The 25322-nt window shown below is 54.6% G+C and carries 35 protein-coding genes and 2 pseudogenes; 12 read left to right on the forward strand and 25 right to left on the reverse strand.

Features of this window, described 5'->3' with window-relative positions; all coding sequences use genetic code 11:
- Positions 1-263: 263 nt before the first annotated feature.
- The 3 genes from cysQ to AC13DJ_RS02590 form a co-directional block, all read right to left on the reverse strand.
- Positions 264-1031 carry a 3'(2'),5'-bisphosphate nucleotidase CysQ gene (gene cysQ / locus AC13DJ_RS02580; protein WP_482934198.1) on the reverse strand — a complete coding sequence of 256 codons (768 nt, stop codon included), beginning with the start codon at positions 1029-1031 and terminating at the stop codon, positions 264-266.
- A gap of 104 nt (positions 1032-1135) precedes the next feature.
- A complete protein-coding gene (locus tag AC13DJ_RS02585; protein WP_482934199.1) occupies positions 1136-2395 on the reverse strand; it encodes a type II toxin-antitoxin system HipA family toxin in 1260 nt (419 codons plus the stop codon).
- Positions 2382-2720: a helix-turn-helix domain-containing protein gene (locus tag AC13DJ_RS02590; protein WP_199455915.1), complete on the reverse strand. Its 339-nt coding sequence runs from the start codon at positions 2718-2720 to the stop codon at positions 2382-2384. Before AC13DJ_RS02590 ends, AC13DJ_RS02585 begins: the two co-directional genes overlap by 14 nt.
- Before the next feature lie 241 nt (positions 2721-2961).
- On the opposite strand from AC13DJ_RS02590, the gene AC13DJ_RS02595 reads away from it, so the two are divergent.
- A complete protein-coding gene (locus AC13DJ_RS02595; protein ID WP_482934200.1) occupies positions 2962-3633 on the forward strand; it encodes a transposase in 672 nt (223 codons plus the stop codon).
- Positions 3634-3724: 91 nt separating this feature from the next.
- Here AC13DJ_RS02595 and AC13DJ_RS02600 read toward each other — a convergent pair whose 3' ends face one another.
- Positions 3725-5086, reverse strand: coding sequence for an MBL fold metallo-hydrolase (locus AC13DJ_RS02600; protein WP_289103419.1), 1362 nt, complete (start codon positions 5084-5086; stop codon positions 3725-3727).
- Positions 5087-5278: 192 nt separating this feature from the next.
- Here AC13DJ_RS02600 and AC13DJ_RS02605 point away from each other — a divergent pair, with 192 nt between their 5' ends.
- From AC13DJ_RS02605 to AC13DJ_RS02615, 3 genes are all read left to right on the forward strand, one after another.
- Positions 5279-5917 carry a c-type cytochrome gene (locus tag AC13DJ_RS02605; protein WP_058341269.1) on the forward strand — a complete coding sequence of 213 codons (639 nt, stop codon included), beginning with the start codon at positions 5279-5281 and terminating at the stop codon, positions 5915-5917.
- A gap of 130 nt (positions 5918-6047) precedes the next feature.
- Positions 6048-6299 carry a type II toxin-antitoxin system HicA family toxin gene (locus AC13DJ_RS02610; protein ID WP_286815507.1) on the forward strand — a complete coding sequence of 84 codons (252 nt, stop codon included), beginning with the start codon at positions 6048-6050 and terminating at the stop codon, positions 6297-6299.
- Positions 6296-6637: a type II toxin-antitoxin system HicB family antitoxin gene (locus AC13DJ_RS02615; protein WP_058341270.1), complete on the forward strand. Its 342-nt coding sequence runs from the start codon at positions 6296-6298 to the stop codon at positions 6635-6637. The genes AC13DJ_RS02610 and AC13DJ_RS02615 overlap by 4 nt, the downstream gene beginning before the upstream one ends.
- Before the next feature lie 68 nt (positions 6638-6705).
- On the opposite strand, the gene AC13DJ_RS02620 is transcribed toward AC13DJ_RS02615, so the two are convergent.
- From AC13DJ_RS02620 to AC13DJ_RS02650, 7 genes are all read right to left on the reverse strand, one after another.
- Positions 6706-7005 carry a type II toxin-antitoxin system RelE/ParE family toxin gene (locus AC13DJ_RS02620; protein ID WP_286815508.1) on the reverse strand — a complete coding sequence of 100 codons (300 nt, stop codon included), beginning with the start codon at positions 7003-7005 and terminating at the stop codon, positions 6706-6708.
- Complete coding sequence (locus AC13DJ_RS02625; protein ID WP_473802049.1) at positions 7005-7241, reverse strand: type II toxin-antitoxin system ParD family antitoxin; 237 nt, start codon at positions 7239-7241, stop codon at positions 7005-7007. Before AC13DJ_RS02625 ends, AC13DJ_RS02620 begins: the two co-directional genes overlap by 1 nt.
- Before the next feature lie 111 nt (positions 7242-7352).
- A complete protein-coding gene (locus AC13DJ_RS02630) occupies positions 7353-7511 on the reverse strand; it encodes a CcdB family protein (protein WP_482934201.1) in 159 nt (52 codons plus the stop codon).
- Positions 7511-7756, reverse strand: a complete 246-nt coding sequence (locus AC13DJ_RS02635) for a type II toxin-antitoxin system CcdA family antitoxin (RefSeq protein WP_482934202.1) — start codon at positions 7754-7756, stop codon at positions 7511-7513. Before AC13DJ_RS02635 ends, AC13DJ_RS02630 begins: the two co-directional genes overlap by 1 nt.
- A 93-nt stretch (positions 7757-7849) precedes the next feature.
- Complete coding sequence (locus AC13DJ_RS02640) at positions 7850-8455, reverse strand: alpha-ketoglutarate-dependent dioxygenase AlkB family protein (protein ID WP_482934203.1); 606 nt, start codon at positions 8453-8455, stop codon at positions 7850-7852.
- A gap of 85 nt (positions 8456-8540) precedes the next feature.
- Positions 8541-8840, reverse strand: a complete 300-nt coding sequence (locus AC13DJ_RS02645; protein WP_482934204.1) for a HigA family addiction module antitoxin — start codon at positions 8838-8840, stop codon at positions 8541-8543.
- 142 nt (positions 8841-8982) lie between these two features.
- A complete protein-coding gene (locus AC13DJ_RS02650; RefSeq protein ID WP_482934205.1) occupies positions 8983-9285 on the reverse strand; it encodes a helix-turn-helix domain-containing protein in 303 nt (100 codons plus the stop codon).
- 212 nt (positions 9286-9497) lie between these two features.
- Between AC13DJ_RS02650 and ppnP the strand changes: the two genes are divergently transcribed.
- Positions 9498-9779 carry a pyrimidine/purine nucleoside phosphorylase gene (gene ppnP / locus AC13DJ_RS02655; RefSeq protein WP_247114971.1) on the forward strand — a complete coding sequence of 94 codons (282 nt, stop codon included), beginning with the start codon at positions 9498-9500 and terminating at the stop codon, positions 9777-9779.
- A 22-nt stretch (positions 9780-9801) separates the two neighbouring features.
- On the opposite strand, the gene AC13DJ_RS02660 is transcribed toward ppnP, so the two are convergent.
- Entirely contained in the window at positions 9802-10503 is a 702-nt protein-coding gene (locus tag AC13DJ_RS02660; protein WP_247114805.1) for a Fic family protein, read from the reverse strand.
- A gap of 181 nt (positions 10504-10684) precedes the next feature.
- Between AC13DJ_RS02660 and AC13DJ_RS02665 the strand changes: the two genes are divergently transcribed.
- Positions 10685-10942, forward strand: a complete 258-nt coding sequence (locus AC13DJ_RS02665) for a type II toxin-antitoxin system RelE family toxin (RefSeq protein WP_058341274.1) — start codon at positions 10685-10687, stop codon at positions 10940-10942.
- Positions 10939-11313 carry a helix-turn-helix domain-containing protein gene (locus tag AC13DJ_RS02670; protein ID WP_022987716.1) on the forward strand — a complete coding sequence of 125 codons (375 nt, stop codon included), beginning with the start codon at positions 10939-10941 and terminating at the stop codon, positions 11311-11313. Before AC13DJ_RS02665 ends, AC13DJ_RS02670 begins: the two co-directional genes overlap by 4 nt.
- 18 nt (positions 11314-11331) lie before the next feature.
- On the opposite strand, the gene AC13DJ_RS02675 is transcribed toward AC13DJ_RS02670, so the two are convergent.
- The 4 genes from AC13DJ_RS02675 to AC13DJ_RS02690 form a co-directional block, all read right to left on the reverse strand.
- Positions 11332-11460 carry a hypothetical protein gene (locus AC13DJ_RS02675; RefSeq protein ID WP_482934209.1) on the reverse strand — a complete coding sequence of 43 codons (129 nt, stop codon included), beginning with the start codon at positions 11458-11460 and terminating at the stop codon, positions 11332-11334.
- Between the two features lie 124 nt (positions 11461-11584).
- Positions 11585-12133, reverse strand: a complete 549-nt coding sequence (sodC, locus tag AC13DJ_RS02680) for a superoxide dismutase [Cu-Zn] SodC (protein WP_482934208.1) — start codon at positions 12131-12133, stop codon at positions 11585-11587.
- Between the two features lie 445 nt (positions 12134-12578).
- Positions 12579-12884 (reverse strand): BrnA antitoxin family protein, encoded by a 306-nt coding sequence (locus tag AC13DJ_RS02685; protein WP_022987718.1) that lies wholly within the window; start codon positions 12882-12884, stop codon positions 12579-12581.
- Complete coding sequence (locus AC13DJ_RS02690; RefSeq protein WP_023011846.1) at positions 12868-13137, reverse strand: BrnT family toxin; 270 nt, start codon at positions 13135-13137, stop codon at positions 12868-12870. The genes AC13DJ_RS02685 and AC13DJ_RS02690 overlap by 17 nt, the downstream gene beginning before the upstream one ends.
- Positions 13138-13341: 204 nt before the next feature.
- Here AC13DJ_RS02690 and AC13DJ_RS02695 point away from each other — a divergent pair.
- Positions 13342-14196: pseudogene (locus tag AC13DJ_RS02695) on the forward strand (IS5 family transposase); the annotation flags it as partial.
- 165 nt (positions 14197-14361) lie between these two features.
- Here AC13DJ_RS02695 and AC13DJ_RS02700 read toward each other — a convergent pair.
- The 4 genes and pseudogenes from AC13DJ_RS02700 to AC13DJ_RS02715 form a co-directional block, all read right to left on the reverse strand.
- The gene (locus tag AC13DJ_RS02700; RefSeq protein WP_482934206.1) at positions 14362-15543 is read right to left on the reverse strand and encodes a WD40 repeat domain-containing protein; all 1182 of its coding nucleotides are present in this window, start codon (positions 15541-15543) and stop codon (positions 14362-14364) included.
- Positions 15543-17477 carry an alpha/beta hydrolase gene (locus tag AC13DJ_RS02705; protein WP_474541138.1) on the reverse strand — a complete coding sequence of 645 codons (1935 nt, stop codon included), beginning with the start codon at positions 17475-17477 and terminating at the stop codon, positions 15543-15545. The genes AC13DJ_RS02700 and AC13DJ_RS02705 overlap by 1 nt, the downstream gene beginning before the upstream one ends.
- 268 nt (positions 17478-17745) lie before the next feature.
- On the reverse strand, positions 17746-18327 hold the full coding sequence (locus tag AC13DJ_RS02710) for a DUF4123 domain-containing protein (RefSeq protein ID WP_482934207.1): 582 nt from the start codon (positions 18325-18327) through the stop codon (positions 17746-17748).
- Positions 18328-18534: 207 nt separating this feature from the next.
- Positions 18535-18615: pseudogene (locus AC13DJ_RS02715) on the reverse strand (PEP-CTERM sorting domain-containing protein); the annotation flags it as partial.
- A gap of 328 nt (positions 18616-18943) precedes the next feature.
- Here AC13DJ_RS02715 and AC13DJ_RS02720 point away from each other — a divergent pair.
- Positions 18944-19141, forward strand: coding sequence for a helix-turn-helix domain-containing protein (locus AC13DJ_RS02720; RefSeq protein ID WP_474541136.1), 198 nt, complete (start codon positions 18944-18946; stop codon positions 19139-19141).
- Here the strand turns inward: AC13DJ_RS02720 and AC13DJ_RS02725 are convergent, their stop codons facing one another.
- Together AC13DJ_RS02725 and AC13DJ_RS02730 are read right to left on the reverse strand one after the other, a co-directional pair.
- A complete protein-coding gene (locus tag AC13DJ_RS02725; RefSeq protein ID WP_473802780.1) occupies positions 19142-19465 on the reverse strand; it encodes a helix-turn-helix domain-containing protein in 324 nt (107 codons plus the stop codon).
- On the reverse strand, positions 19452-19739 hold the full coding sequence (locus tag AC13DJ_RS02730) for a type II toxin-antitoxin system RelE/ParE family toxin (protein WP_473802781.1): 288 nt from the start codon (positions 19737-19739) through the stop codon (positions 19452-19454). Before AC13DJ_RS02730 ends, AC13DJ_RS02725 begins: the two co-directional genes overlap by 14 nt.
- A gap of 118 nt (positions 19740-19857) precedes the next feature.
- On the opposite strand from AC13DJ_RS02730, the gene AC13DJ_RS02735 reads away from it, so the two are divergent.
- From AC13DJ_RS02735 to AC13DJ_RS02745, 3 genes are all read left to right on the forward strand, one after another.
- Positions 19858-20523 (forward strand): transposase, encoded by a 666-nt coding sequence (locus tag AC13DJ_RS02735; RefSeq protein WP_482933398.1) that lies wholly within the window; start codon positions 19858-19860, stop codon positions 20521-20523.
- Positions 20524-20900: 377 nt separating this feature from the next.
- The gene (locus AC13DJ_RS02740; RefSeq protein ID WP_482933399.1) at positions 20901-21347 is read left to right on the forward strand and encodes a hypothetical protein; all 447 of its coding nucleotides are present in this window, start codon (positions 20901-20903) and stop codon (positions 21345-21347) included.
- Between the two features lie 156 nt (positions 21348-21503).
- Positions 21504-21779, forward strand: a complete 276-nt coding sequence (locus AC13DJ_RS02745; protein WP_474541245.1) for a transposase — start codon at positions 21504-21506, stop codon at positions 21777-21779.
- A gap of 76 nt (positions 21780-21855) precedes the next feature.
- Here AC13DJ_RS02745 and AC13DJ_RS02750 read toward each other — a convergent pair whose 3' ends face one another.
- The 3 genes from AC13DJ_RS02750 to istA all read right to left on the reverse strand — a co-directional run bounded on the left by AC13DJ_RS02750 (position 21856) and on the right by istA (position 24832).
- Complete coding sequence (locus AC13DJ_RS02750; RefSeq protein ID WP_071265214.1) at positions 21856-22470, reverse strand: cation efflux transmembrane domain-containing protein; 615 nt, start codon at positions 22468-22470, stop codon at positions 21856-21858.
- A gap of 143 nt (positions 22471-22613) precedes the next feature.
- Positions 22614-23369, reverse strand: a complete 756-nt coding sequence (gene istB / locus AC13DJ_RS02755) for an IS21-like element helper ATPase IstB (RefSeq protein WP_482933400.1) — start codon at positions 23367-23369, stop codon at positions 22614-22616.
- Positions 23366-24832, reverse strand: coding sequence for an IS21 family transposase (istA, locus tag AC13DJ_RS02760; protein WP_482933401.1), 1467 nt, complete (start codon positions 24830-24832; stop codon positions 23366-23368). Before istA ends, istB begins: the two co-directional genes overlap by 4 nt.
- Positions 24833-25322 lie beyond the last annotated feature (490 nt).

The following is a 25322-nucleotide window of genomic DNA, read 5'->3' on the forward strand; positions in this document are numbered from 1 at the left end:
CATTGAATTCTCTGGAGATGCGGTTGAAGCTGGCCCCGCCTTCGAGGTAAAGCTTCACCATCTTTAATTTGAATGCTTCACTATGTGTTCTTGTCATGTGACTCCCCAAAAGTCGGTGTCCAACTTTCGGGGGTCACTTCAATACATTTGCCAAGGCAAAATGTACCGGGGGTCTGACCCGCTGTTCTTAAAACTCGAAGGCTACCAAGGGGTCGGGCCCCACGTGGCCTGACCCCACCCTTCTGCCAGCGCCGATCACCAGCTCAGAAATACCACCCACCCGCAGCAATAAAGTGCGGGTTAAGAATATCTTCCTTGCCATACACCAACGGCTTACCATCCACCGTCTGCACCTGCCCACCCGCCGCAATAAGAATGGCATGTGCCGCAGCAGTATCCCATTCACTCGTGGGGCCCATGCGTGGGTATATGTCGGCATGGCCCTCGGCGATGCGGCAGAATTTCAGGGAGCTGCCGGCCTGCACGGTTTCGTGGGGGCCGAGTTTATCGATGAAGGCGCGGGTTTCGTCGTTCAGGTGATTTTTGCTGGCCACTACCCGCAGGGTTTCCCGGGGTTCTGCCACGCGGATTCGGTGTACCCGGCCGGTGCGATCGCGCATGTGGGCGCCTTCGCCTTTGACGCCCCAGAAGGCTTCTTTCAACGCCGGCGCGGTGACCACGCCCATCACCGGCACGCCGTCTTCGATCATGGCGATGTTCACGGTGAATTCGCCACTGCGCTGGGTGAAGTCCTTGGTGCCGTCAATCGGGTCGATCAGCCAGAACCGGCGCCAGCTTTTGCGCTCTTCCCAGGGAATCTCCGCGCCTTCTTCCGAAAGAATCGGAATGTCCCGGCTGATGTTGCGCAGGCCCTTATAGATGATCTCGTGAGCCGCCTCATCCGCCGCGGTAATCGGCGAATTGTCTTCCTTGTACCGCACCTTGAAATCGGACTCGTAGATGTGAAGCACCTTCTCACTGGCCTCATCCGCCAGCCTGATCACATCCGGAAGTATGGAGCTGTAGTGCATGTTTGCATCCTGCCTGACCGTTTTCCCCCATGTTAACAAACTTTGGGGGTCAGACCCCCAGTACATTTTGTGAGGTGAAATGTATTCTGGGTCTGACCCGGACTTCAGGAACGCTGCAGGGAGAAGGGGTTCAGAAATTGGCGTTGCCACAGGAGGTTTGCATCTACGGTGCTCAGCGCTGCTTCGTCGCACACGTCGGCCCAGTGGGTGTTTATGGTGCTGATCAGGTGGTCGAAGATGTCTTTGGCTTCTGATGGGGATAACAGAAATGAAGGCGCAGCCTTCAGGCAGGTAGCCAGCTGGCTCAGATTGTTTTGGCCCGCAATCAGCATGGCCTGAGAGGCTTCGTTGCCTGTTCTGCCTTGGGGGCAAATGTCGTAAGCCGGGGTGAGTTGAAGTTGCCGACCATCCCAGAAGGCTGCATGGTTTCTGGCGTGGTCATCCGTGTTGCCGCACAAGACGTTGAATACCAGACGGGTAAAGAGTTCTCGAAGGGCTTCAATGGGGTTTGCGAACCGGTGCCGTATGATTTCAGCGAAGTCTTCGTAACTGGCATAGCGCGCCATCATATCGTCCAGGCCCAGAATGGTGAGCGCCGATACCACGGCTTTTCTGGCCCAGCCTTTGGCTGTGTGCTCCCGGTCGAAGCGCTCGATCAGTAGGATATCCCGATTGGCCACGGAGGTCAGCCGCACCGGCGCGACACTTAGCCCCGCTATGGCTGCCAAACGCATGGCGATGTATTCGGCTTTGACTACGTTGTAGATGTCGGTAGTTGAGGAGAATTTGGCGATGTAGTTTTTTCCGCCGTCTTCAATCAGTGCCTTGGGCCGGGCGCCACCGATGGAACTACCGTGGAACAACGCCTGGTCCAACTCCGGCGTTAGCGGAATTCCTTTTTCAACCCGGTCGGCCGATGCTAGCAATTCTTCAAGGGTGGCATTTTTTGCAGCTCGCGCCTCGCAGTTTGTCGGCGAACGCTGAAAATCCAGAGCTCCGATTCGGTCGGAGCCGGATTCGAGCAGGTAGGTTATTTCATCCAGCTGTGCGGGATCTATACCTGCGCCCTTCAGACCAAGGCACTTGTTAATGGTCACCCTTCTGCCCCAGGCATCGGGCGCAGCATCCCGAATGCAACCGGGCATTTCCAACCCTTCAGGCGGCTGGATTACGCCCCTGCCCAATGGTAGCTCCGGTTCATAGATCGGAATGGCTGCCGGCGTTTGCTCAATTCGGCTCAAGTAACTCTTACCGTATGTGAAGCTGAGCCGACCGTTCTCCGCTTCCAGCCGGCCCGCCACAACCGGCTCAACCTGACCGGGCAGCCAGATCCAGACATACGCTTCGTTATCAGAAATCATCATCCACTTCCGGCCTTGGTTTTCTTGCCGACTTTGGCAGCAAGGCCAGCGTCTGTTTTGCAGTGGCCAGAGCCCTTCCAAGCGCTGCAGGATCCTCCTCAAAAAGAGGGATCGAAAGAATCGTAGCCACCTCGAACACGGCACCAATGGCGCAGGCTGGGTCTGCTTTTTCGATACGCTGAAGCATGCTTCGAGATATGCCCGCCCGCTCTGCCAGCTCCTGTGCTGTCAGTTTTTGCCGGAGGCGCTCACTTCGGATGGACGTAGCGAGCAGCTCGAGGGCTGTTCGATTGTATCTGGAATATGGCCTGCTACTTATTTTCGACATAGTGATTTATTAAAAACTCATTTTAAACCTTTATGAGTAATTAATAACTCATTATGGTGAAATTGCAACCCGCCAGCTTTCAAAACGGGGTCAGACCCCCAGTACATTTTGCGGGGTGAAATGTATTGGGGGTCTGACCCGGGGTTGAAATTTTGGCGCAGGTGGGGCAGATTGTTGCGCTTTCAAATTAATCCACAAGGAATGTGTGATGCCCCGCCGACCAAGGATTTGTCCGGCCGGGATGCCCCAGCATGTGATTCAGCGGGGCAATAACCGGCAGGTTTGTTTTCAGGATTTGTCTGATTTCGCCACCTATTCGATGTATCTCACGCGCTACCAGGAGAAGTTCGAGGTAGATATTCACGCGTGGGTGTTCATGACCAACCACACCCACCTACTGGTAACGCCGAAGACTGATGACGGGCTGTCGGCTTTTATGAAGTCGGTCGGGCAGTCTTACGCGCAGTATTACAACGCCCGTTATGAGCGCACCGGTGGCTTGTGGGAGGGGCGTTTCAAGTCTTGCCTGGTGGATACCGAGGAGTATTTCCTGCAATGCCAGCGTTACATTGAGCTGAATCCGGTGAAGGCGAGCATGGTGGATTACGCCGGCGAATACCAGTGGTCCAGCTATTTATGCCATGCCTACGGTAGCGGTTCGCGCTTTCATGTGCCCCACCCTTGTTACCTTGAATTGCAGCCGGATGCCGATCAGCGGCTGGTGAGTTACCGCAATTTTGTGGCCAGCCCGATGCCGGAGGCGGTGGAAGACCAGATTCGATATTCCGCGATTGCCGGGCTGGCGCTGGGTTCTGAGGATTTCCAGAAGCGGATGAAGAAGCGGTATGGGGATGCTGCGGGTACGGGGGCGGCGCCGGTGGGGTTTCGGCGGGAGCGGGTTTCCTGGATTTAGCGGCATCCTTGGCTTTGGAGAACTGCGCGGGCAGAAGGCTGGGGTCGTACCCCCTGGGGGGGGGGGTACGACCCCTTTGTAGCCTGTAGGTTCAGATCTCCACCTCTTCAAACAACTCCGGCACCTCCGCATGCCAGCCAAACTTCTCGGTAATGCGCTTGCGCATGGTATCGCTGGCAACCACTTCACCGTGAGTAACGTACACGCGCTCGGGTTTCAGGTGGCCCTGCTCCAGCCAGGCGAGGATTTCATTGTAGTCGCCGTGGGCACTCATGGAGTTCAGGTTGTGGATCTCAGCCTTCACGGGCCAGTATTCACCGTGGATTTTGACATCTTCGGCGCCGTTTACCAGCGCATCGCCACGGGTTCCGGGGGCCTGGAAGCCGGCGAAGACGACACTGTTGCGCGGGTTCGGCAGCAGAGTTTTCAGGTGGTGCATCACGCGGCCGCCGCTGGCCATGCCGCTGGCGGAGATGATGATGCAGGGGTAGCGGGCGGCATCCAGCTCGATGGACTCTTCCACCGTGCGCACAAACTGGGTTTTGTCATCGATCAGTTCGCACTGAGCATGGTTCAGCTTGTGCTCTTTATGGTGCTTGATGAAGATTTCCGTGGCTTTGATGGCCATGGGGCTATTCAGATACACCGGCAGCTTGGGAATTTTTCCCTCGCCCATCAGTTTGTGCACCACGTATAGCAACATCTGCGCACGACCCACAGCGAACGCGGGCATCAGCGTGATACCACCACGCCCGGCGGTTTTGGTGATGATCTCCGCCAGATCCCGCTCCGGATCAGACTCTCCATGGGTGCGATCGCCGTAGGTGGATTCGCACACCAGCACGTCCGCCTTCTGTAACGGCTCCGGCGGGCGCATGATGATGTCATCCTGCCGGCCCACATCGCCACTGAACACCACGGTACGATCCGCGCCTTTGTGGTGAACATGCACGCAAGACGAGCCCAGAATATGCCCGGCTGGCGTGAAGGTAACCTCAAAACCCTTCGCCGGCTCGAATTTCTCGTGGTAATGCAGGGATTCGAAGTGCTTGAGCGCTTCCCAGGCATCCTTCTCGGTAAACAGCGGCTCCGGGTGCTCGTGCTTGGAAAACTTCTTCCGGAACGCGTACTTGGCGTCTTCTTCCTGCAGGAAGCCTGCATCCGGCAGCAGCACTTTGCACAGCTCATGGGTGGCCTTAGTGCAGTAAATCTTGCCCTTGAATCCATTCTTCACCAGCGCCGGCAGATACCCGGAATGGTCAATGTGCCCATGAGTGAGCACCACCGCATCAATCGTGGAAGGATCCACCGGAAACTTCGCCCAGTTCCGCCGCCGCAGAGTTTTTACGCCCTGATACATGCCGCAGTCGACCAACAAGCGATGGGAGTCATCTGAAAGCAAATAACGGGAGCCCGTTACGGTGCCAGTACCACCAAGGAAGCGAAGTTTCATAGGCGTGTATGTCCTTGTCTGCCGAATGATATTTCCAGCTTACCCCGTACTGCGGGTCAGACCCAAAAACATTTTGCGGGGTGAAATGTATCGGGGGTCTGACCCCCAAGTCGGTTTTTCTTGATCTTTGGCAAGAATGGCCTGCGGGCATGTCTATATTCTTGGCACAATTTTCAGATAGTAGGGTGCGAGATGCTGCGGAAGTTGTGTTTGGGTGGGTTGGTGGTGGCCGGAATGATGACGGCGCCGGTGGCGTTTTCTCAGTCGATTTACCAGGCCATGGCAGAGCTGGAAACGATTATGGCCGATGATGCCCGCCGCGAAGCGGCCTATGCGGCGGGCCAGGAGCGCATTCTGTTTTGCGGCTCCTGCCACGGGAAAGACGGCAACAGCAAGCGTGACTACATCCCGAACCTGGCAGACCAGCACCCGCTCTACCTGTTCGAACAATTCGAAAAGTTCGGCAACGGCCAGCGCGAAGACTATGTGATGAGCAATCTGGCAAAAGTTCTCACTGTGGAAGATCGCATTAACATTGCCGTGTACTACTCACAGCAAGAAGCCAAACCTCGCACCAGCCCTGCCCCCGCGCTGGTAGACGCCGGCCGCGCCAAGTTCCAGACCAAATGCTCCGCCTGCCACGGCAAAGATGCCGAAGGCTTCCGCGATATGCCGCGCCTGGCTGGCCAACCGTCGGAATACATCAAGATCGCCCTGAAGCGATTCAAAGAAATGGACCCCGCGGTGCAGAGCTCACCGATGATTGGGATTGCCGCCCCGTTAACGACCGGAGATGTTGAGGAGCTGGCGGCGTTTTTGACTACCTTGTGATTTTGGGGTGGGGGTCAGACCCCCGGTGCATTTGGTGGGGTGGAATGTATCCGGGGGTGCTCTTCATAGGCCATCTGGACAAAACCCACGAAAGCAACTAAAGTTAGTCGCAATAAAGGGAGCCCTACTGATGTCAAAGCAAGGAAAGCTACTGGCGAAACTACTGAATAAGCAATCGACGTTTACCTGGCAGGAACTAGCAACGCTTCTAAAAAGTCTCGGCTATCGGCAAATTGAAGGGCAAGGCAGTCGTGTCAAGTTCTACAACGGAGACCCAAAAGCGCTGATTAACCTTCACAAACCGCATCCAGGCAATGAGCTAAGAGCTTATGCGAGGCGCCAGATAATCGAGAACCTTAAATCCGGAGGGCTGATTCAATGAGCAGCATGCTGAAATATAGAGGCTACTACGGCTCGATTGAAGTGAGCACGGAAGATAACTGCCTGTTTGGAAAATTGCAGTTCATTCGAGCACTGGTTAATTATGAAGGAGAAACAGTCGCAGAGCTTGAGAAAGCCTTTCAGGAAGCGGTTGACGACTATCTGAACACTTGCGAAGACCAGAACATAAAACCTGAAATACCCTGCAAGGGTTCATTTAATGTCCGAGTTGGCCACGATTTACACTTGGCGGCGAGCGTCGCTGCCCGGCGCCAAAGCATCTCTCTGAACGATCTCACTCGCAACGCTCTCAGCGAGTATCTGGAGCACCACCCTTGAAGCCCCACAGTCCGGTACATTTGGTGGGGTGGAATGTACCTGGGATGCAGGTCCGTGTCTGTCCATGATCACCAAATCAGATGCACACCAGGCAGCATGCGCTTGTGTAGGATGCGGATAATTTCAACAACATGGTCGGTGGCAAACCGATAGAATATGATGTGGCTTCCCTGAGGGTACTGCCGGTAGCCTGGACTTATCTCATCGCAGGCCTGCCCCAGGTTTGGATTCTCACCCAGAAGGTGGAAGCATTGATCAAACTGAAGAATATAGTGGTTTCGTTGATCCCGGCCCCATTCACGCTCCGTGTATAGGGCAATAGATTTGAGGTCAGCTTTGGCCTTCCTGGAAAGCTTGAAACCTGGCATCAGCGCTCTTCGTTGTCCAATTCACGAATAAACGAGTCATAGGAGTAGTCTTCGAAACCACTGTCCTCGCCTTCCTTGAGCAGTTTACGAAGTCTAGTCAGGCGTGTTTCAGACTCTTCAAGCAGGCGCAATGCAGCACGAACGACTTCGCTTGTAGAGCTGTATCGGCCATTTTTGAGCTGTTCTGCAATGAACGTATCAAAATGCTGGCCTAGAGTGATGCTGGTGTTTTTCATGGTGCCACCTCGACAGTACCAATAATTGGTATATTTTGGTCCAGGTGGCATAACAATTCAATCCATGGTCAGGCGAGTGCCGGTCAGGCCCGTGCCTGTCCTTGATCAGCCTCAGAACACCGGATTGAGCCTCTGCGCAGGGAATGGCGCCGACGATTTGGGCAGTAACGGCACGACTACTCGTGTGTTCAAGCCACTGAGAAGGTCGGACTGTACATCCAGCAGGTACCCTGCCCCTTCTTCATTTTCAAAAATATCGAAACGGGACATCAGAACTGCCGATGTCGTGCGAGAGGCAAGCCGTTGGCTTCAACATAGGCATTCGAGCTTTCAAGTGCCTTGGCGTTTTCGTTAAGCCACTTATTCTGCCTATGAAGTTTGACTGCTTCCGCAATTCCTGCCTCTGCAGACCGCGAGACATTGATTCCAAGGGATTTTGCCTCTTTAAGAAGAGCACTATCCAGCGACAGATTCGTCGGTTTACGTATGGATTTCGTAGTTTCAGTAGTTCGCATGGCATGCCCCCTCGAACAGTATCTAAATCAGTATATGCGCATGGTTCTTGGGCATCAACAGTGAACAGGCAATGTACCGGGGGTCTGACCCCGCTACACCACCATAGCCCGAAATGTCAGATTTATCCGCGGCGTTTGCAACCCCTTCGTCGCCGGGAGGCTATGCTGCCAGAAGGCCTGGGTAGTGCCTTTCATCACCAGCAAGCTGCCGTGTTCCAGCACTAGCTTTACCTGCTCTTTGCTGTACTTGTGCCGGAATGCAAACCGCCGCGGCGCCCCGAGACTCACCGAAGCAATTGCGCCGTGCTTTTTCAGTTCGGCCTCGTCATCACTGTGCCAGCCCATTGCCTCCTCGCCGTCGTGGTAAAGATTCAGAAGGCAGGAGTTATAGCGCTCACCACTGCACTCCTCGACCAGCGTTTTCAACTCCGCCAGCACCGGAACCCAGGGCAGCGCCTGCTTGGTGGCCCTTGAATAGGTATAGGCAAACGGCTGGTCGCCATACCAGACCACCTTGCGGCGGGTGACTGCCGGGCGGCCGAACATCACCAGCTCGTCATGGGCCCAGGGGATTTCCTCCAGCAAACGCCGGAAGAAATCATCCGCCTGCCCTTGCCCCATCACCGTGCCGTAATAACGGACATCGCCATCGTAAGGCAGCAGGTTTTCTGGCGGGGTGAATTGGTCGAAGAGGTCCATAGTGCCCTCGTTAATTAACAAGTGCCTGTCCATGATCAGCTTACGCTACCTTCTCATGAGAAATCCGGGCTAAGCCGCTATGTTTTCAAGCAGCGTGCGGCTGTATCTCCTTAGCAATCTTAGCTTCTTTGCCCAGCTGAGCCTGGCGCAGCTCAAACTCAGTTTGCAGGTTCAACCAGAACCGCGCACTGGTGCCAAAGTAACGAGCTAGTCGCAGCGCTGTGTCTGCGGAAACGCCCCGGTTCTCACGAACGATCTCGTTCATCCGCGTCGCAGGAACATTCAAAGCCTTCGAGAGCGCATTTACGCTCATCTCCAGCGGCTCCAGATACTCTTCCCGTAGAATCTCTCCAGGGTGAATGGGACGCATACCATTGATAATCATTGTGCGACCTCCTCAGTGGTAATCAACAATTTCAACATCTTCCGGACCGTCAGCAGTCCATCGAAAGCACATCCGCTGCTCACAAGTGCCTGTCCACGATTGCAGACGATTGCATGACGCGCACGGAAATCAGCCAGTGCTTTTACAGAGGAATGGCCAGATGAGTCCCATCAGGAAGCTCAATATCCAAACGGACTTTCGCTCCCGCACTCTCCACGTATCGCTTAATAGATGATAGCTTCAAGTCTTTACCGGCCTTTTCCATATTCGCAATCGTAGGCTGGGTCACACCCATGGCCTCCGCCATATCCTTCTGGGTTTTCTGCAATAATGCACGCACCTCGCTGAGACGAATCTCCATAAGTATGCGATCAGCCTTTAGCTGCGCCTGCTTGACAACTTCCGGCTTTTCGTTAGCCAGCAGTGTGTCCAAAGAACTTGCCATATCAGATTCCTCCCTTGAGCATTTCCAAATGGGCGGTAAATTCTCGATCTGCCACTGGAATCATTTCATCATAAAACCGTTTGTCTTTACCTGTCTTCTCACCAGCACAGAGAATTATGCCTGTACGGGCAGGATCGAATGCAGAATTAACAAGTGCCTGTCCACGGAATCTTGCAGTATATTAGCCACCCAATTTATAAGGAATCACGGCCATGCTGAGTGTAAATGAGTACTTCGACGGCAAAGTAAAATCCATCGCCTTCCAGGGCGAGACACTACCTGCCACCGTGGGCGTCATCAGCCCGGGTGAGTATGAGTTCGGTACCAGCCAAAAGGAAGTGATGACGGTTGTCAGTGGCGCGCTGACTGTGCAGCTGCCGGGCAGTGAGAGCTGGGTTCGATACGATGCCGGAAAGGCTTTTGAGGTGGCCGCGAATACCAGTTTTAAGGTGAAGACTGAGTTGGATACGGCTTACTTCTGCACTTACGAGTAAGCTCGCCGGGGGTCTGACCCGCCTACTCTTCTTTCATAATACGAACGACCCGTTCGTCCATGCAGCTACGCACGAATGCATTCATTTCACACTGATCGCCGGACTCGTAAAAGCGGAGCATAAGTTCATTGAACTCGAGTTGGCGTGAAGCCGGGATATTGATGGCAGGATAGCCGTTGCTCAGCAGGTGGCCGTTCATCATAAAACGCCCCATGCGTTTGTTTACATCGTAGAAAAACTGGCAACGGGCCATGGTCAGGAACAGGTGGACAGCCTGATCGTAAACATCATCCATGTGTTGTAGGTCATCGATCATGCGGTCAAAACGTGCTGGAAGTTCGCTGGCAGCAGGCGGCTCGTAATCAGTGCCGGCAATCAGTACGGAGCCACTGCGAAAACAGCCCCACTCCAACGCTTCTTCCCTTGCAGCAACCGCATGCAGAGCCATCGCGCAATCGGCCGATAAACTGAAGATCCTTTCCCGGATCATCTGAAACAGCAGCTTCCAGGCCTCGCCCTGATTAACCGCGATTTGCTGATCGCTCAGCCGGTGCCCACCCACTGTGACACCCTGTAGCAAGGTTTGCACCTCCGGCAACGTGAAGTTGATGCCCTCCAGGCGCACTGCATCGTAAACAAATACCGACACCGCACGTTGTGCAAGCATAAGTGCTTTTTCGGGGTTGGGTGGCATTGACCAGTGGTTGTCTGTGGCGGTGGGCATTGCGGCTCCGGTTGGCGGTGCAACTGTCAGTTGTTTTCAAGACTGCCAATTTACCATACCGGGCGTTAAAAGCTGAGTTTACACTTGCTATGGAGGACACTGGTGCCTGTCCATGATCTTTACCCCAAAGCCAAAGCTCGCAATTGTTGACCCCCAGTAAACTCAAAAGTAAACTCGCCTGATGTACAAACTAACCTACAAAAAGTCAGCCCTGAAAGCCCTGCAAAAAATGCCTAAAACAAAGGCGTTAAAAATGCATCAGGAACTTACAAATATGGCTCAAGCCCCATATACCTATGAAGGCGACTGGAAACCAATGAAAGGCCAGCCCTTCTGGAGGCTGAGGCAAGGGAGTTATCGGGCAATATGCCGTATTGATAACGGTGAATTGGTGGTACTGGTGCTGAAGATAGGCACAAGAGGAGACGTTTACAAATGAGTGCTCAAATTATTGAACGAGAAGGCAAACCAGAATATGCCGTGGTGCCCTACAACGAGTATCTCGAGCTGCTGGCACTTGCTGAAGATGCGCAGGATGCTGCAGACGCCAGCGCTGCAATGAAGGAGCTGGCCATCGGCGAGGATGAAACCGTTCCGGGAGACATTGCCGAACGCCTGATAACCGGGAAAGAACACCCGGTGAAGATCTGGCGAGAATACCGCGGGCTGACCCAAGAAGCCCTTGGCAAGGCGGCCGGAGTTGGCAAGTCATACATCAGCCAGATTGAGAACACTGGCAAAACTGCGTCCACAAAAGTTCTGAAAGCCCTGGCCGAGGCGCTTGATGTTGGGATGGACGATTTAGCTTAGTTGACCTAGTGGGTCAGGCTAGTGCCTGTCCATGATCATTGTTCCCTGGTACATGCCACCATCCACCAGCATGCGGTGATTGTCGTCGGAAAGCAGATAGCGGGAGCCGGTGACGGTGCCTGTACCACCGAGGAAGCGGAGTTTCATAGGCGCGTAAGTCCTTATCTGGTTGGCGATAGACAAAGCTTAACGTAATTTTCCGGTGATGGGAGTGCTGTGGAGGGAGGAATTGACCCCGGTCAGTGGTGATCACCGGGGCCTGATGAAGGCTTTAACCCGCAACAACACCGCAGGCCACTCTGGCACCGCCACCCCCAAGAGGCTGGGGTGAATCCGAGTAATTGTCTCCCCCACCGTGAATCACCAGGGCCCGGCCTTTAAAATCGCTCAGCTGCAGCCGCGGCGCAATATTGGTCTGGGCGTTTTCTCCCTCCTGGCCAACGTGCAGCCTCGGCAGGTCGCCAAGATGTCCGGATTTATCGAACGGGCCTTTGTGCTTCCCGGTATTTTCTGGGTCGTAGTGTCCACCGGCGGCCCCTGCAGGCGTTGTTTTTCCGTCTTTTTCTACTGGGCTGCAGTCCGGATTTTCATGAAGGTGAAAGCCGTGAATTCCGGGCGATAGCCCAGTCAGGTCAGACTCAATCAGCACGCCGTGATCGTAAGCGGTGAGTGTAACCGTGCCGATGGAATCCCCGCGACCTTCCACGCCGGCCTCAAACACTTCCACCTCAAGTTTTGGCTCTGCGATTACCTGTGAAGCCGCCAGAATCAAAGCAGCGGACGTTGTGACAAGGGATAATCCCTGTTTCTTGCTATGCATACTGTTCTCCTTATCCATTACTGTTAAAGAAGATACCGATGCCCCGCATGGTGAGCACCTGCCAACAAGCGTAGTCTTGATCTCGCTTGTTTTAAACATTTGACGATGCGAACGCCCTGAATTCCGAATTTTTGATCTTTGGCAAGACCACAACAGGGGCAGCAGGGTCAGGCTAGTGCCTGTCCATGATCAATCCAATATGGTAAACAAAGACTCATCAAGACCCAACCCAAAAGTTGGCAGACTACTCAGACGATTGCCTGTCCATGATCAACCCTTTTGAGCATACTAACCTCCTTTTTTGCTTACCATAGCGCAAATCTGGAGGGGTGTTGGTGAAAGAGTGTAAAAGATGGTTGGTGGCGTGATTGGTCAGGCTAGTGCCTGTCCATGAATCACGCTGTGCTCAAATTCTAGCGCAGTAGATTCCCTCGATTGTTGTGCATTATCCCAACCTCTCAATATCGGACTGACTGTGGGTTCTCAGATATTCCTGAAGCGCCTTGTCCATTCGGGTTTGCCAGCCACTACCCGTAGCGCGAAACTGCTCAACGACCTCCGGTGAAAGTCTGATAGTTATCCGTTCTTTAGTGGTCTCCGCTTTGGGCCGACCAACCGGACGCAACCGGCGGAACTCTTCTTCCGTGAGTTCGCGTGTATCTGCGTCTTGTGCAATCCCCTCGTTAATGCCAGACTCTTCATCACTCGAGGGCAGCGTAAACTTCCGACCTGATTTAGATTTTGTCTGCATAAAGCCTCACCTCCCGACGATTTGCCTTTCGAAGACTGATTATGCGGCGGATGCCTTTTCGCTCTGTGTAAACAACACAGTAGACACGATCGCCTATGGGGCCATACCCAATCATTCGGCGCTCGCCATAATCATTACGAAAATCCTCCATAGCCCACACCCAATCCCATTCGAGCCTGGCGGCATCAGCTAACGAAACACCGTGCTTTTCAGTGTTCTTCTCATCCTTCCTTGGATCGAATTCAATATTCATCTGGATTTATTGTACATACAAAAATAGAGTTTGAGAAATAGCAGAAATAAGGGAAACACACTAAAACACCAAAATACTGTACATCTATACAGATCCGAATTATTGATGCATGATATGAGCATGTCAACAGTCACGGAAGACAAGGACTTCACCATACTGTCTGGCGTCAACTATCTTGTCCGGTCCGCGACAACTATGATGGCCGGTTTGGTCAGGCTAGTGCCTGTCCATGATCAGCCTTGTTACCCGAAGGGCCAGAATGGCCGGCCTCCTTATCCTCTGGCTGCCATGCTGAGAGTTCACTGCATGCAGTTGTTCTATAACCTGAGCGATCCGGCGATGGAAGATGCTCTTTACGAGATCGAATCCATGCGGCACTTTGCCGGTCTGAAGCTGGACCGCTTGCCGGACGAGACCACCATTCTCAACTTCCGGCATTTCCTGGAGCAGCACGGTCTTGGCAAGTCGCTGTTTAAAGAGGTGAACAAACACCTGGAGAAGAACGGCCTGATGTTGCGCGAAGGCAGCATCGTAGATGCCACCATTATCTCTGCCCCCAGCTCGACAAAGAACCAAGCTGGCAAACGCGACCCTGAGATGCACCAGACTAAAAAAGGCAACGAATGGCACTTCGGCATGAAGATGCACATTGGTGTCGACGACACACTTGGCCTGATTCACAGCATTGATACCACTGCTGCCAACGTTCATGACATCGTGCCCACCGACAAACTGTTGCATGGTGAAGAGCAACGAATCTTCGGTGATGCCGGTTACCTTGGCATTCAAAAGCGGGATGAGCATAAGTACCGCAAAAACGTCTCCTGGTTCATTGCCAAAAGGCCTGGCACCCGGAAGAAGCTGGATGCCGACAAGCTGAAAGCCGAGAAAATCAAAGCCAGTGTTCGTGCCAAGGTCGAGCATCCGTTCCGGTACATCAAGCAGGTCTTCGGTTATGAAAAGGTCCGCTATCGCGGCCTTGCCAAAAACAGCAACCGGCTGCATTTGCTAGCCGCGTTCAGCAACCTGCTGATCGGTGAAAAATACCTACTGGCGTAGGGCCAGTGCGCCCGTTTTCCGCCAAAATGGCGGGAAACGGGCAAGAAACACACAAATAACGGGAGAATAACGTCTGAAAATCCCGATTTTTGCGGTTTTGAAACAACATCGACAAAAATCACCGGTTATTCAGACCTTCCTAAGCAGGTCTGACTGCAGACACTGTCACTCAACGACCCAGACCCGGTCCAGCGTCAGCTTATCTGCATCAAACTGATAAACGCTGATACCACCACCGGTGCGATGGCCCATGACCAGCACGCCCGCTTCGGGGGAAGTGGCAATCGCGGTATTGCGGCTGTAATTGGAGCCGTGGGTGACCAACTCGGGCGATTCGCCCAGATCAAAATACTTCACCGGCCAGGGGCTGCCAGCTTTGAACAGGGCGGCGATGTGGCTGTTGTTGCCGAAGCGGAGGTAGTATTCGCTGTTGTGGATGAAGGCTTGGGCGATGGTGGCGTTGTTAGTGCCTGGAGGAGCGTCAATCAACCCACTGGTGTCCCGGTTTCTGGGATCACCCATTTCATAGGGAGTATCGTCGATGAAGATCCCGGAATGGTAACGTGCCAAGCGGTGGCGCTCTTCGGGGCGCTCGGTGTTCCAGTACAGGCCGATACCATTTTCATCTCCGCTGATGACCCACTGGCCATCGGGGCTTATGGTGGCGTGGGTTTTGGCCGAGTTGCCATCCAGTTTTGCAATTGGCTTTCCGCTCTCCAATTCCCACAGGGCAACACTGTTGAGCTTTTTATACTCAGGCGCTCTCTCTAAAACATCGTCCAATGATCGATAGTATGGCGGCTCAAACCCTTTGGCCTCTCCGCTACCTGAGGAAATCAACCATTTTTCATCACTATCCATAGCCAAGTTGAGTAATTTCATGTAGCCGAGGAACGCCTTGCCGTCTTTGGCCTTGAGCGTGTCCAGGCTACCATCTTCCGCCCGCCGGTAGATGCCCCAGCCCAAATCTGAAAAATAATAATGGCGGAGGTCTCTGGTCATCAGGTGTCCATAAGCCTGACTCTCTAGCGTAAAGGTTTGCTCCACATTACCGTTAACCGATTGCGCAACGACTCGACCTTCAAGGTCCTGCCAAAGGAATACCGGCTGACCCTTAATAAAATAGGCACTGTAAATATTGGCGTTTCGGCTGATCGTTTGCCGTTCTTTGCTCCGAAGGTTCCACAAAACCAAGTGGTTCTCCCGGTGCGCCGTCAGTGCGTAGGCGCCATCAGATGAGACCGCCGCACTCATAACAGGCCCGCTATAAGTCAGCGTGTCCCATAGGATATATCCGGCAAAAACAAGAACGAGCCCGACAAGAACACCGACCTTAATTTTGCTCATTAGTAACGCCCGAATCTTGAGTTTGCCAATAGGTGGTTTTCCATGATTTCCTTTCGGTAAACCTCCGCGAAGACTTCATCACTTGGAATACGCATCCCGGAATGACTGAAAAGCCACCGGGACTGGTTCACGTCAGCAAACGCTCCGTGGTCCAGCATATCTGCAATGAATGGGTCGAATGTAGAAGATGCCTCGTCCCCCGCTACCTCATCAAACCCCACATACCCCAACGCCGGCCGCGGGGGTCTCTCAGGCCGCCATCCGTTCAGCGCCAGCTTTCTCAGATGCCGAATGTAATCCTGCGCCAAGTTCGGGCTGATACTGGCCCGGTGACCGAGGGGGACCAGTAGCCTGTATTGAGGTGGTCGCGTCCCGTTTCGCAGACAATCCATGCAGGGTTGCCAGAGTGCTCTGGCTTCGGCGATGGCGTCCTGCTCCAGGCGCGCCCAGTTATCGGCGACGGTTTGTTGCAAACTGGCTGCGCTGCTTGCTGAGCGTTGTGGATGGGCAACACTGCCGGGTTCAAGAGTTAGCGGCAGGTAGCCGGCGTAAAGCTTCTCCATGGCGGGGCCGAAGCCGTTGTCCAGGAAGCTGGGAAAGGTCCACCATTTTTTGTCGTAGGCGCCATGCAGGTAACCCAGTGCGTCGTCCATCGGGTCTTCGGAAGTTGCTATCTGCCATGTCGCCGTGGCCAAGGGCGAGACCCTTCGGACTATCCGGCTCCACCAGTCTTTATCAGAAGCCTCTTCCGGCCCGAGAATGCCATCGCCTTTGGAGTGCAGCACCACAATCCGGCGTGCTGCCCCATGGGCTTCTGGAAACACGCCCAGGCCGAGCGGGTGAACATCCCGGCTAGCCTGGTTTGTCAGGGCGTTGTCGGCAACGGCGGGTTGCCAGAGGAACAGGTGATCCACCAAATCCCGGTAGCCGATATTGCCGAGCAGGTTCAGGGCCGTGAGCGCAACCCGCGCACCCAATGAGTGCGTGATGATGTTGATGGCTATTCCTGCTGAGTGCAGTTGCTGCAACAGCGGCGCAAGGCGACGCCCGGCGGCCATAGCGTTCAGCTCTGCCTGCATGAAATCCGTCGAGCCGGTGTCGCCGGGCCAGGACACGTTGATAATCCGGCTGTACGGCATCCAGTCTTTTCCGTCAAAACCCGCCGCGCGATTCAGCCGGTATTCCATGTGCACCGCCCAGTTGTGCAGCCCGTTTCCGTTCAGTTGGTCATCTTCCAACGGCGTAAACAGGGACTCAGAAAGTGCATCGGCGTCTTGCCACACAGTAGCTTTGTAGAGATGCCACACCGGGTGGCGGCGGAACGAGCGGGTGTTGCCGTGGTAGTTCTGGCTGCGCCCCTCACCCTTAAGAAATCGGCCCCAATCGCCGTGGGGGACGTTGTAGCCGTGCACGAACAGCAGTGCGTTGTTGCCGTTGGCCTTGAAGTAATTCAGTTGTCTGGCGGTCAGAAGATCATCGTCGGGTAGCGATTCCTCCCGCAGATTGATAACCATTGGCGCCGGCAGATGGATCGCAGTGGCTTTGCGCTCGCGAGCTATTACGTCCAGTTCAACTCCGTCTTCCAACGTTTCGCCCGGTATAAATCGGAGTTTCTCGCTGACGGTGTTTATGCCGATCAGATGCTCTCCTTCCGGCTTCTCTGACCAGTGCCAGCGGACTTCACCGATAGTTAGCCGCTCAAACCGGGCCTGATGGGCGATCTGGTCCGGCTCGGGCCCATCAAGGATTGTGCCGCTGACGGATTTGGCGGCCATGTCCATGACGGTACCTGCATCGGTAAAGGCCAGGGGGCGGCCCAGATTGTCTGTGCGTTGCAGCAACAGATCGGCGGTTTGCCGGCGGCATACCGGCGCCCCGTGTTCACCAAGAGGCGCAGAACTGGGGCTGAATGGGAGGGTGGCATTTGCGGTCATCAGGGTCCTTCCTGTAAGTCGTCCATGTCGGCGAGCGCTTCGAGCCGGTCGGACCAAGCGTCTCCGGCGCACCTTAGTGTTTCTTTGAGTTGGTCGCCGATAAGCGCCGTGCAACCTGCGGTAATCAGCAGTTCACTGGCTTCGACAAGCGCTTTTTCAGTGGGCGCACCAAGACTGGTCAACTGTGAAAACCAGTCCTCAAGCAATTGAGGGGGCAATTGGTGCTGTTCAGCCAGCGAGTGAGCCAGGAGCCGGCGGCGATAGGCTACTATGGCTGCGACATTATTCGATGTGAACTGAAAGGTGCCAGGATCCGCGCCCACTGATGTGACGGAATTGTCGCTATCGTAGTGCTCCAGCGACCAATGGACGCCGGCATGACAACCCTGTATCGCTGCGAATGGCCCAGCAGGCGCTGACACTGGTGCAGAGAGAGTGACAACCCGACACCCGCAAAACTGGCGGGGTCGGCATACCGGAAAAAACCCTCACCCGTGGGTGTATTGATCCAGTTCAGCGATACCCAGTGATCGCGCACGGTTTCAATCGACAGGTTTTGGCCATACAGCGCCAGCGCTTTTCCATCCGCCAGCCAGCGCTCAAGCCAGTCGCGGCATGCCTCTTCGACGGGCTCGATCAACAGTGGGCCGTGATAGGCCTGTTCATTGAAGCCAGAATACAGATACGGCAGGTCGTATTGGGGGCGCTGTTCTGTCTCAAACAGCGTCTTCAAAGCATCCGGGCATTTGGCCTGGTCAACAAGAAACCAGCCGGCTTGGTACGGCGGGGGACTTGGGTTTTGGCAAAACCGGGCAGGGGCAATCTGGCCCGTGGATTCATGGTCCTTCATTCGACCTCTCATCTGTCCTTAGGTGGTTGGCCCTGATGTTAGCGAATGGTGGGCGCGATGCCAACCGCCGCTCTATGTGGCTTAAGAATACCAATTGCCGGCCGCAACAAAGTGCGGATTCAACACGTTTTCTTTGCCGTACACCAACGCCGAACCATCTGCCTGCGTGCCGCCCACCCAACGCAGGCAGGCGGCAACACCGCTTTCTTACTTGCGGCGGCGCAGTGCCAGGCCCATCAGGCCAAGGCCCAGCAGCGCCAGGGAGCCTGGCTCCGGCACGGAGACGGGCGGATTCACAACCGGGCCCTGGACCACGTTGATCAGCTCCTGGTCGATGCCCTGCGTGAAGTCGTAGTAGTTGTCATACGGGTCGACATCCAGCACTTCAAACACCATCTGCTCGGTGCTCAATAGGCTGGCAAACAGTTGGTCCAGCAGGCCGGTGTCGCTGGAGGTAAACCAGCCGGTGTCCAAGATGCTGTCGCGGAAACCGCCGCCACTGAGGCCGTAATTAAAGACTAGTGCCTGTCCACTGGGGGGGGCCCACTGGAAACGACAAAGGCCCGGGGTCGAAACCGCCGGGCCTTTGGGGATCTGGGCAGGCTAGTGCCTGTCCATGATCAGTTTTGGGAAAGAACACCCGGTGAAGATCTGGCGAGAATACCGCGGGCTGACCCAAGAAGCCCTTGGCAAGGCGGCCGGAGTTGGCAAGTCATACATCAGCCAGATTGAGAACACTGGCAAAACTGCGTCCACCAAAGTTCTGAAAGCCCTGGCCGAGGCGCTTGGTGTTGGGATGGACGATTTAGCTTAGTTATAAATACAAAATCTCGATGCCCTTTCTTCTCACAAGGTTCAACAATTTCAGCGATGCTCCGCCAGGCTTTTTCTCACCCGTCTCCCACTTCTGAACGGTTGAAACACTCACGTTAAGAATGGCAGCAAACACAGCCTGACTCATACGGGTCTGGCTGCGAATATTCCGGATTTCTTCCGGCGGGAGCTCTCTACTGTCAGTGCGACACAGCTCTTCGTATTCGCCGAGTCGCCGTTTACCTATTAGCCCAACGGCATGGAGGTCCAATGCTGTTTCTCGAATTTCATTCAACAGCCGGTTGTCTCTGTCAGTGGTTGCCATAAGTAATCTCTTTCAACACTTTGCTTATGTGAGCTTTCTGCAGCTCCTGGTCTGAATACTGCAACAAATCCGCTGCCAACGCCTTTAGCGCTCTCGAGCCACCTCTCTTGCCATGACTGTGCGATGCAATCCTTTTCTTAAAAACTCCACCACCAAGATCCGCATCTATCAGACCTTCATTCATTTCCATAACTGCCTGGCGGAGATCATCATCGCTCACTCCGTTTTTCCGCATCCATCGATAAAACGTTTTCGTTCTGAAGATCCTTATCATACGCGAACCATACCACTGAGTGGAACACCGGAACCAATAACATTTATAAGCCAGTTATATCCGGCAACAAGATGCTGTACATATATACAGCTTCAAATTATTGATGCATGATATGAGCATGTCAACAGTCACGGAAGACAAGGACCCCACCATGCCCAAAGCCAGAGCAGAACTGGTCAGCGTTTCAGACACCCCCTTCTACCACGTGATCTCACGCTGCGTGCGCCGCACATTCCTGTGCGGGCAGGACCGCGCCACCGGGCGCTGTTATGAGCACCGGCGGGGCTGGATTGAAGAGCGAATCCGGCTTCTGGCATCTGTGTTCGCGGTAGATGTTGCCGCTTATGCGGTGATGTCGAATCACTACCACCTGGTGGTGAAGCTCAGCCCGGATGAGGTGGAACCCTGGAGTATGGATGAGGTGTTGGCGCGCTCGGAACGCATTCATCCCACCTTCGATCTGGCGGAAGCCATTGCACGGCAAACGGAACAGCAAGCGTTGAATGATTTTTCGGTACCGTTAAAACCGCTACTGGTTTTTGAAGGCGTGATTCGAAACGGCTTCCAGCGAGGCATCCTGTTCAGTTTTGAAGATTACCTGGAGCTGGTCGATTGCACCGGGCGGATCAGCCGGAGCGACAAACGCGGCTGCATTGACGAAAGCGCGCTGCCGATTCTGGAACGGCTGAATCTGGACCCGGAACGGTGGTGCCACCGGGCGACAGCCTTTGAAGACAGCTATCAGGATTACCGAAATCCTGGACGGCGACGACAAGCGGCTTAGGCTCCCTCCCCTTCTTTCTCAAATCAGACTATCGGCGCGCGCGCCGAGAACGTCGCTCGCCTGAAATCGGCGCATGTCCAGAATTCGCGGCGGAATGCCGCTGCCTTTTTGCCATAACCCCGAAATAGACGCAGTGAAACCGAAAGCCAGAAACGACAAAGGCCCGGGGTCGAAACCGCCGGGCCTTTGGGGATCGGGTCAGGCTAGTGCCTAAGGTCAGGCTAGTGCCTGTCGGTCAGGCTAGTGCCTGTCCACAGGCTATTGTAGACATTGTTTTGTGGCTTAAACGCGGGGCGATTCTGTGGGCGGCACTCTTTGCCTATTTTCTGGTACCGTGGATAGTGTGCCGCCTTCTCGGAGTTTCCGGAATATTTGACATGATTTCGGATATCCATTTGCTCTTCACTGAGGGTGTGGAGGCGTTTATTCAGGATGTCGGCTCAGATTTGCTAACAGCCTTCATCGTATACAGCGTGTGGGCGCTCATTTCAGCACCAACGTTTCAGTGCGGAATGGTGCGATACGTCTTATCCGGGGACTGGAGAAAGCTGTTTGGCTTTGTTCCGAATGTCTATTTCGTATTAACCAACATCGGGATGTTTATCAGCTTCTTCGTGATGTGGGTCTTGTTCGTCGTGAGCGTTTTCCTCCTCGATTTCCTGCTGGCGGCAACGTTCGTAGGTGCAATTCTCATCCCACTGGTTACCATCACGCTCTTTTATGTGGCAACTGCACATGAGCTTGGCGAATTGGCGTTGAAAGTTAAAAGAGCCCAGGCGCTGCACGAGAGCCGGCAGATCCAGTCGACGGAAGTAACTCCATAACCCACGAGACTGCCCAAAGTCAGATCCCGGCGCATCCAAATAATGAGAACGACCGCACAAACCAAGCATCCAATCACCATTCGATTAATGACCTTAATGGTCAGGCTAGTGCCTGTCCATGATCATTATGAACTGTGCGCTGCAGAGCTTCGGCGAGTGGAGGAGTACGCAGAAACCTTCCGGCAACGGTTGGCGGATTTGAGCTGGTTTATGAAATGCCTGAACGAGCCGATTGCGAGGCAAGCCAACCGGGAAGATGAGTGCACCGGCCATTTCTGGGAAAGCCGCTTTAAATCCCAAGCCCTGGACACCGAAGAGGCTCTTCTCTCCTGCATGGCCTACGTTGACCTGAACCCCATACGAGCGGCCATGGCAGAGACTCCAGAAACCTCTGAACACACCAGCATTGGTCAGGCTAGTGCCTGTCCATGAATCACGCTGTAAACCAACTTGAAATACAGCGACGAGTTTTAAAAAATAAGCCCCTACAATGCGCCCCAGGCTGCGGTCATTTCTCAATCCCATGCTCCACTTTATGATGTTCTTTGCGGGCGTCACGCAGGATATCGATGCCTCCCCATACCGCTATGGTGGCTATCGCGATCCCGACAACGAGGTCGGGCCAACTGTCGCCCAACCACCAGACAAGACCGCCTGCGACCAAAATCCCACCGTTCGATGCGAAGTCGTTGAGGCTGAAGGTGTTGGCGGCACGGATGTTTACGTCCGGTTCTTTAAGGTGGCTAAGCAGCCAGATGCAAACAAGATTGACGACGGCGGCGACCAGTGACATCGAAATCATCAATGGTCCCAGTGGTTCAGAGCCGCCAACATAGCGTCTCCATCCGTCGATCAAGATGCCGACAGCAAAGACTAATAGCAGGCCGCCCGATACGTTTGCGGCACCACGCTTCCACTTGGATGAGCGTGACAAGGCAAAAAGGCTGATTCCATAGACTAAACTGTCGGATGTGTTGTCGAGCCCGTTGGCGATCAGAGCACTGGAATCGCCTACGGCACCGGTCGCGAAGAATCCCGCCGCAATTGCAAGGTTGAGACCAAGAACGATCCAGAGCGTGCGACGCTCTTTTTCATTTCCCACATTAAACACAGTTTCTGACATAGGTAAGGAAATCTTCCGTTTTATACTCTTCACATACAGCCTTTTGCCAGCCGCTATGTCCCAATCTCATTGTGTTCAGTCAGATGTCTGGCGTCAACTATCTTGTCCGGTCCGCGACAACTATGATGGCCGGTTGGGTGGTCTTACTTTTTACTCTTTCCAGCCTGCTTAAGCTGTTGCTGTCGTCGGTAGCTTTCCCCCTCTAATTCGATAATCGTCGCGTGGTGTATGAGTCGGTCTACGGCCGCTACGGTCATCATGCTGTCCGGGAATATTTGATCCCACTCGCTAAAGGGCTGGTTGGCTGTGACGATCAGGCTGCCACTCTCATAGCGGTGAGCGATGAACTCGAACAGCACCTGGGTTTCTGCATCTGTCTTTTTTACATAGCCTATATCGTCGATGATGATGACTCGGTATTTATCCAGGCGTGTCATGGCGGTCATCAAGTCGAGATCGCGCTTGGCCTGCTGTAGGTGCTGAACCAGCGTTATCGCAGGGAATAGCTTGCAGCGCACGCCCTGCTCGGTGAGTTGATGGCCCAGGGCATTGGCGATGTGGGTTTTGCCGGTGCCGCTGGGGCCGATCAACAGCACATTGTCGGCATGGTGTGCCCAGTCACTGTCTTGTTGCAGCTTGGCCAGTGCGGCGTTGCAGGGGCGGCTAAAGCCGCTCTGATCCAGCGCCGAGAAGGTTTTGTTGGCCGCAAGCTTTGCCTCCCGCAGCCACTTCTGAGTTCGACGCTGGTAGCGGTCCGAGAGTTCGTATTCACATAAGGCTGCTAGGTAATCCGTGTGTGACCAGTTCTTTTCAATGGCCGTTTCCCAGAGCGATTGATAGTGACGGTGGAAGGCCGGCAGACGCAGTTCTTTAAGCAGCAAGGCGACGGAGTCGGTCATATCGACGCCTCTTGGCTGCGGATCGAAGACAGCAAGTCGTCATAACTGACCAGGGTGTGTTGACTTGAAGCTGAGAATTCGAGATCGGGATTGCCGCGAAGGTAGCGTGACTGGATCTCGGTAATTGACGCGAACCGGCCGGCCCGGGCTTCTATCAACAGGTCTTCCCCCAGCGACTGTTCATCATCGTATTCGAAGGCCAGTCGAAGGGCGGTCACGATCCACTTGCAGGCTTCACGGGGTTCAAGATGCTCATCCGCGAGTTGCCAGAGTTCGCGGTAGTTGTCGTCCGGGAGCAGGTCATCACGCAGCTGAGAGTAACGGAAGGCCTGTGGCTTGGAGGATAGCGAGCAGATCACGTGCCGGTAATTGACGCTGCGGACGCGGTTATCGCCGGCCTTCGGATACACGCGAGGTAAGGTCAGTGCCGGCTGCTGCCCAACGAACAGTACCAGCTTGTCGTGGTGCAGGCGGATTTGCACCGACTCACCAATCAGTCGCGATGGCACGGTGTAGACAACGCGGCGGACTTCGATCGTTGAGCTGCGTGTCACCTTGAGGTGGAGGGTCTGATACTCCGCCGCCGTAAACTCCGGCAGTGGCTGCAAGGTTGCCTGCTCTTCAAGTACACGGGTTCGATTGCGACGATTGAGCTTGTCGGCAGCACAATCGATAAACGCCTGGTACTGCTCGATACTCTCGAAGTCATTGTGGCCGCGCAGTAACAGCTGTTGTGCCAGCCTCTTCTTGAGCGAGCCGTTGGCGCACTCCACCACACCGTTCTCATGAGACTGCCCCAGATTATTCCGGGTGGGCGTCATGCGGTAATGCTGGCACAGCTCACTGTAAGCCTCTGTCCAAACGTTCTGACGGTTATTGCGTGCCGCACTTAAACTATCCGTGCGGTGCTCAACAGGGCTGCCACCAGCCTGCTGAAGGGCTCGCTGCAACCCCGTCGCCAGAGCTGCATAACTCTCACCGCCCTGAACCACGGTGACCGAGCGCCAGCCGCTGTAGGCCAGTCGAAACTGATAGAGCAGATGTGGAAAGGCCTTGGACTGAATCGTAACGGGGTTATCGGGGTGGGTAAAATCAGAGAACCCCTGCTGTGCCACAACGGCCTGCTGGCGAAAAATGACCTCACGCTCCGGCCCATGCAGTGCTCGCCATTGCTTCACCCGGCGTTGCAGTGTGCGCAAAATGGTCTGGTCGTAATGCTCAGGATACTGCTCCTGCAAGTAATCCAGCAGGGTTGTTCCGGTCAAATCCGGCTTGGCTTGTAGCAAAGGGAGCAACTCTGTCTCCCAAACGGCTTCCAGTGGATCTTCTCGGGTGCGCCACTGCCGCTCGGTGTTAACGCGGGGTTTTTGTGTTGACGTCTCGATGCGTCGTCCGGATCGAACGGAAATGCCCGCCTTGGCGGCAGCCACTTCCTGGCTTGCGCCATTTTGTCGGTGCTGCATGAACAGCTCCTCTTGTCGGTTGGTTATGTGTTGGCCTGGCACCCATTGCTCCACCATGGAAAACAAGGGGCCAATTGTTACACCCAACCGGCCAAGATAATTGTCGCTAACCGGTCATCCTAATTGTCGCCGAACAGACCGCGCCACCGGGCGCTGTTATGAGCACCGGCGGGGCTGGATTGAAGAGCGAATCCGGCTTCTGGCATCTGTGTTCGCGGTGGATGTTTCCGCTTATGCGGTGATGTCGAACCACTACCACTTGGTGGTGAAGCTCAGCCCGGATGAGGTGGAACCCTGGAGTATGGATGAGGTGTTGGCGCGCTGGTGCAGCCTTTACAAAGGGCCGCCACTAGTGTCCCTTAACAAAAATTCGCATAGATAATTCTCCGATCCTGTATAATCTCACAAGTAGAGACAGGAGAAACAACCATGGCGCGAATAGCTAGACCCCTTGAAGTGAGCGACTCTGAACGAAAGGAGCTGGAGTCAT

This window comes from Marinobacter sp. L-46, from assembly GCF_056859535.1.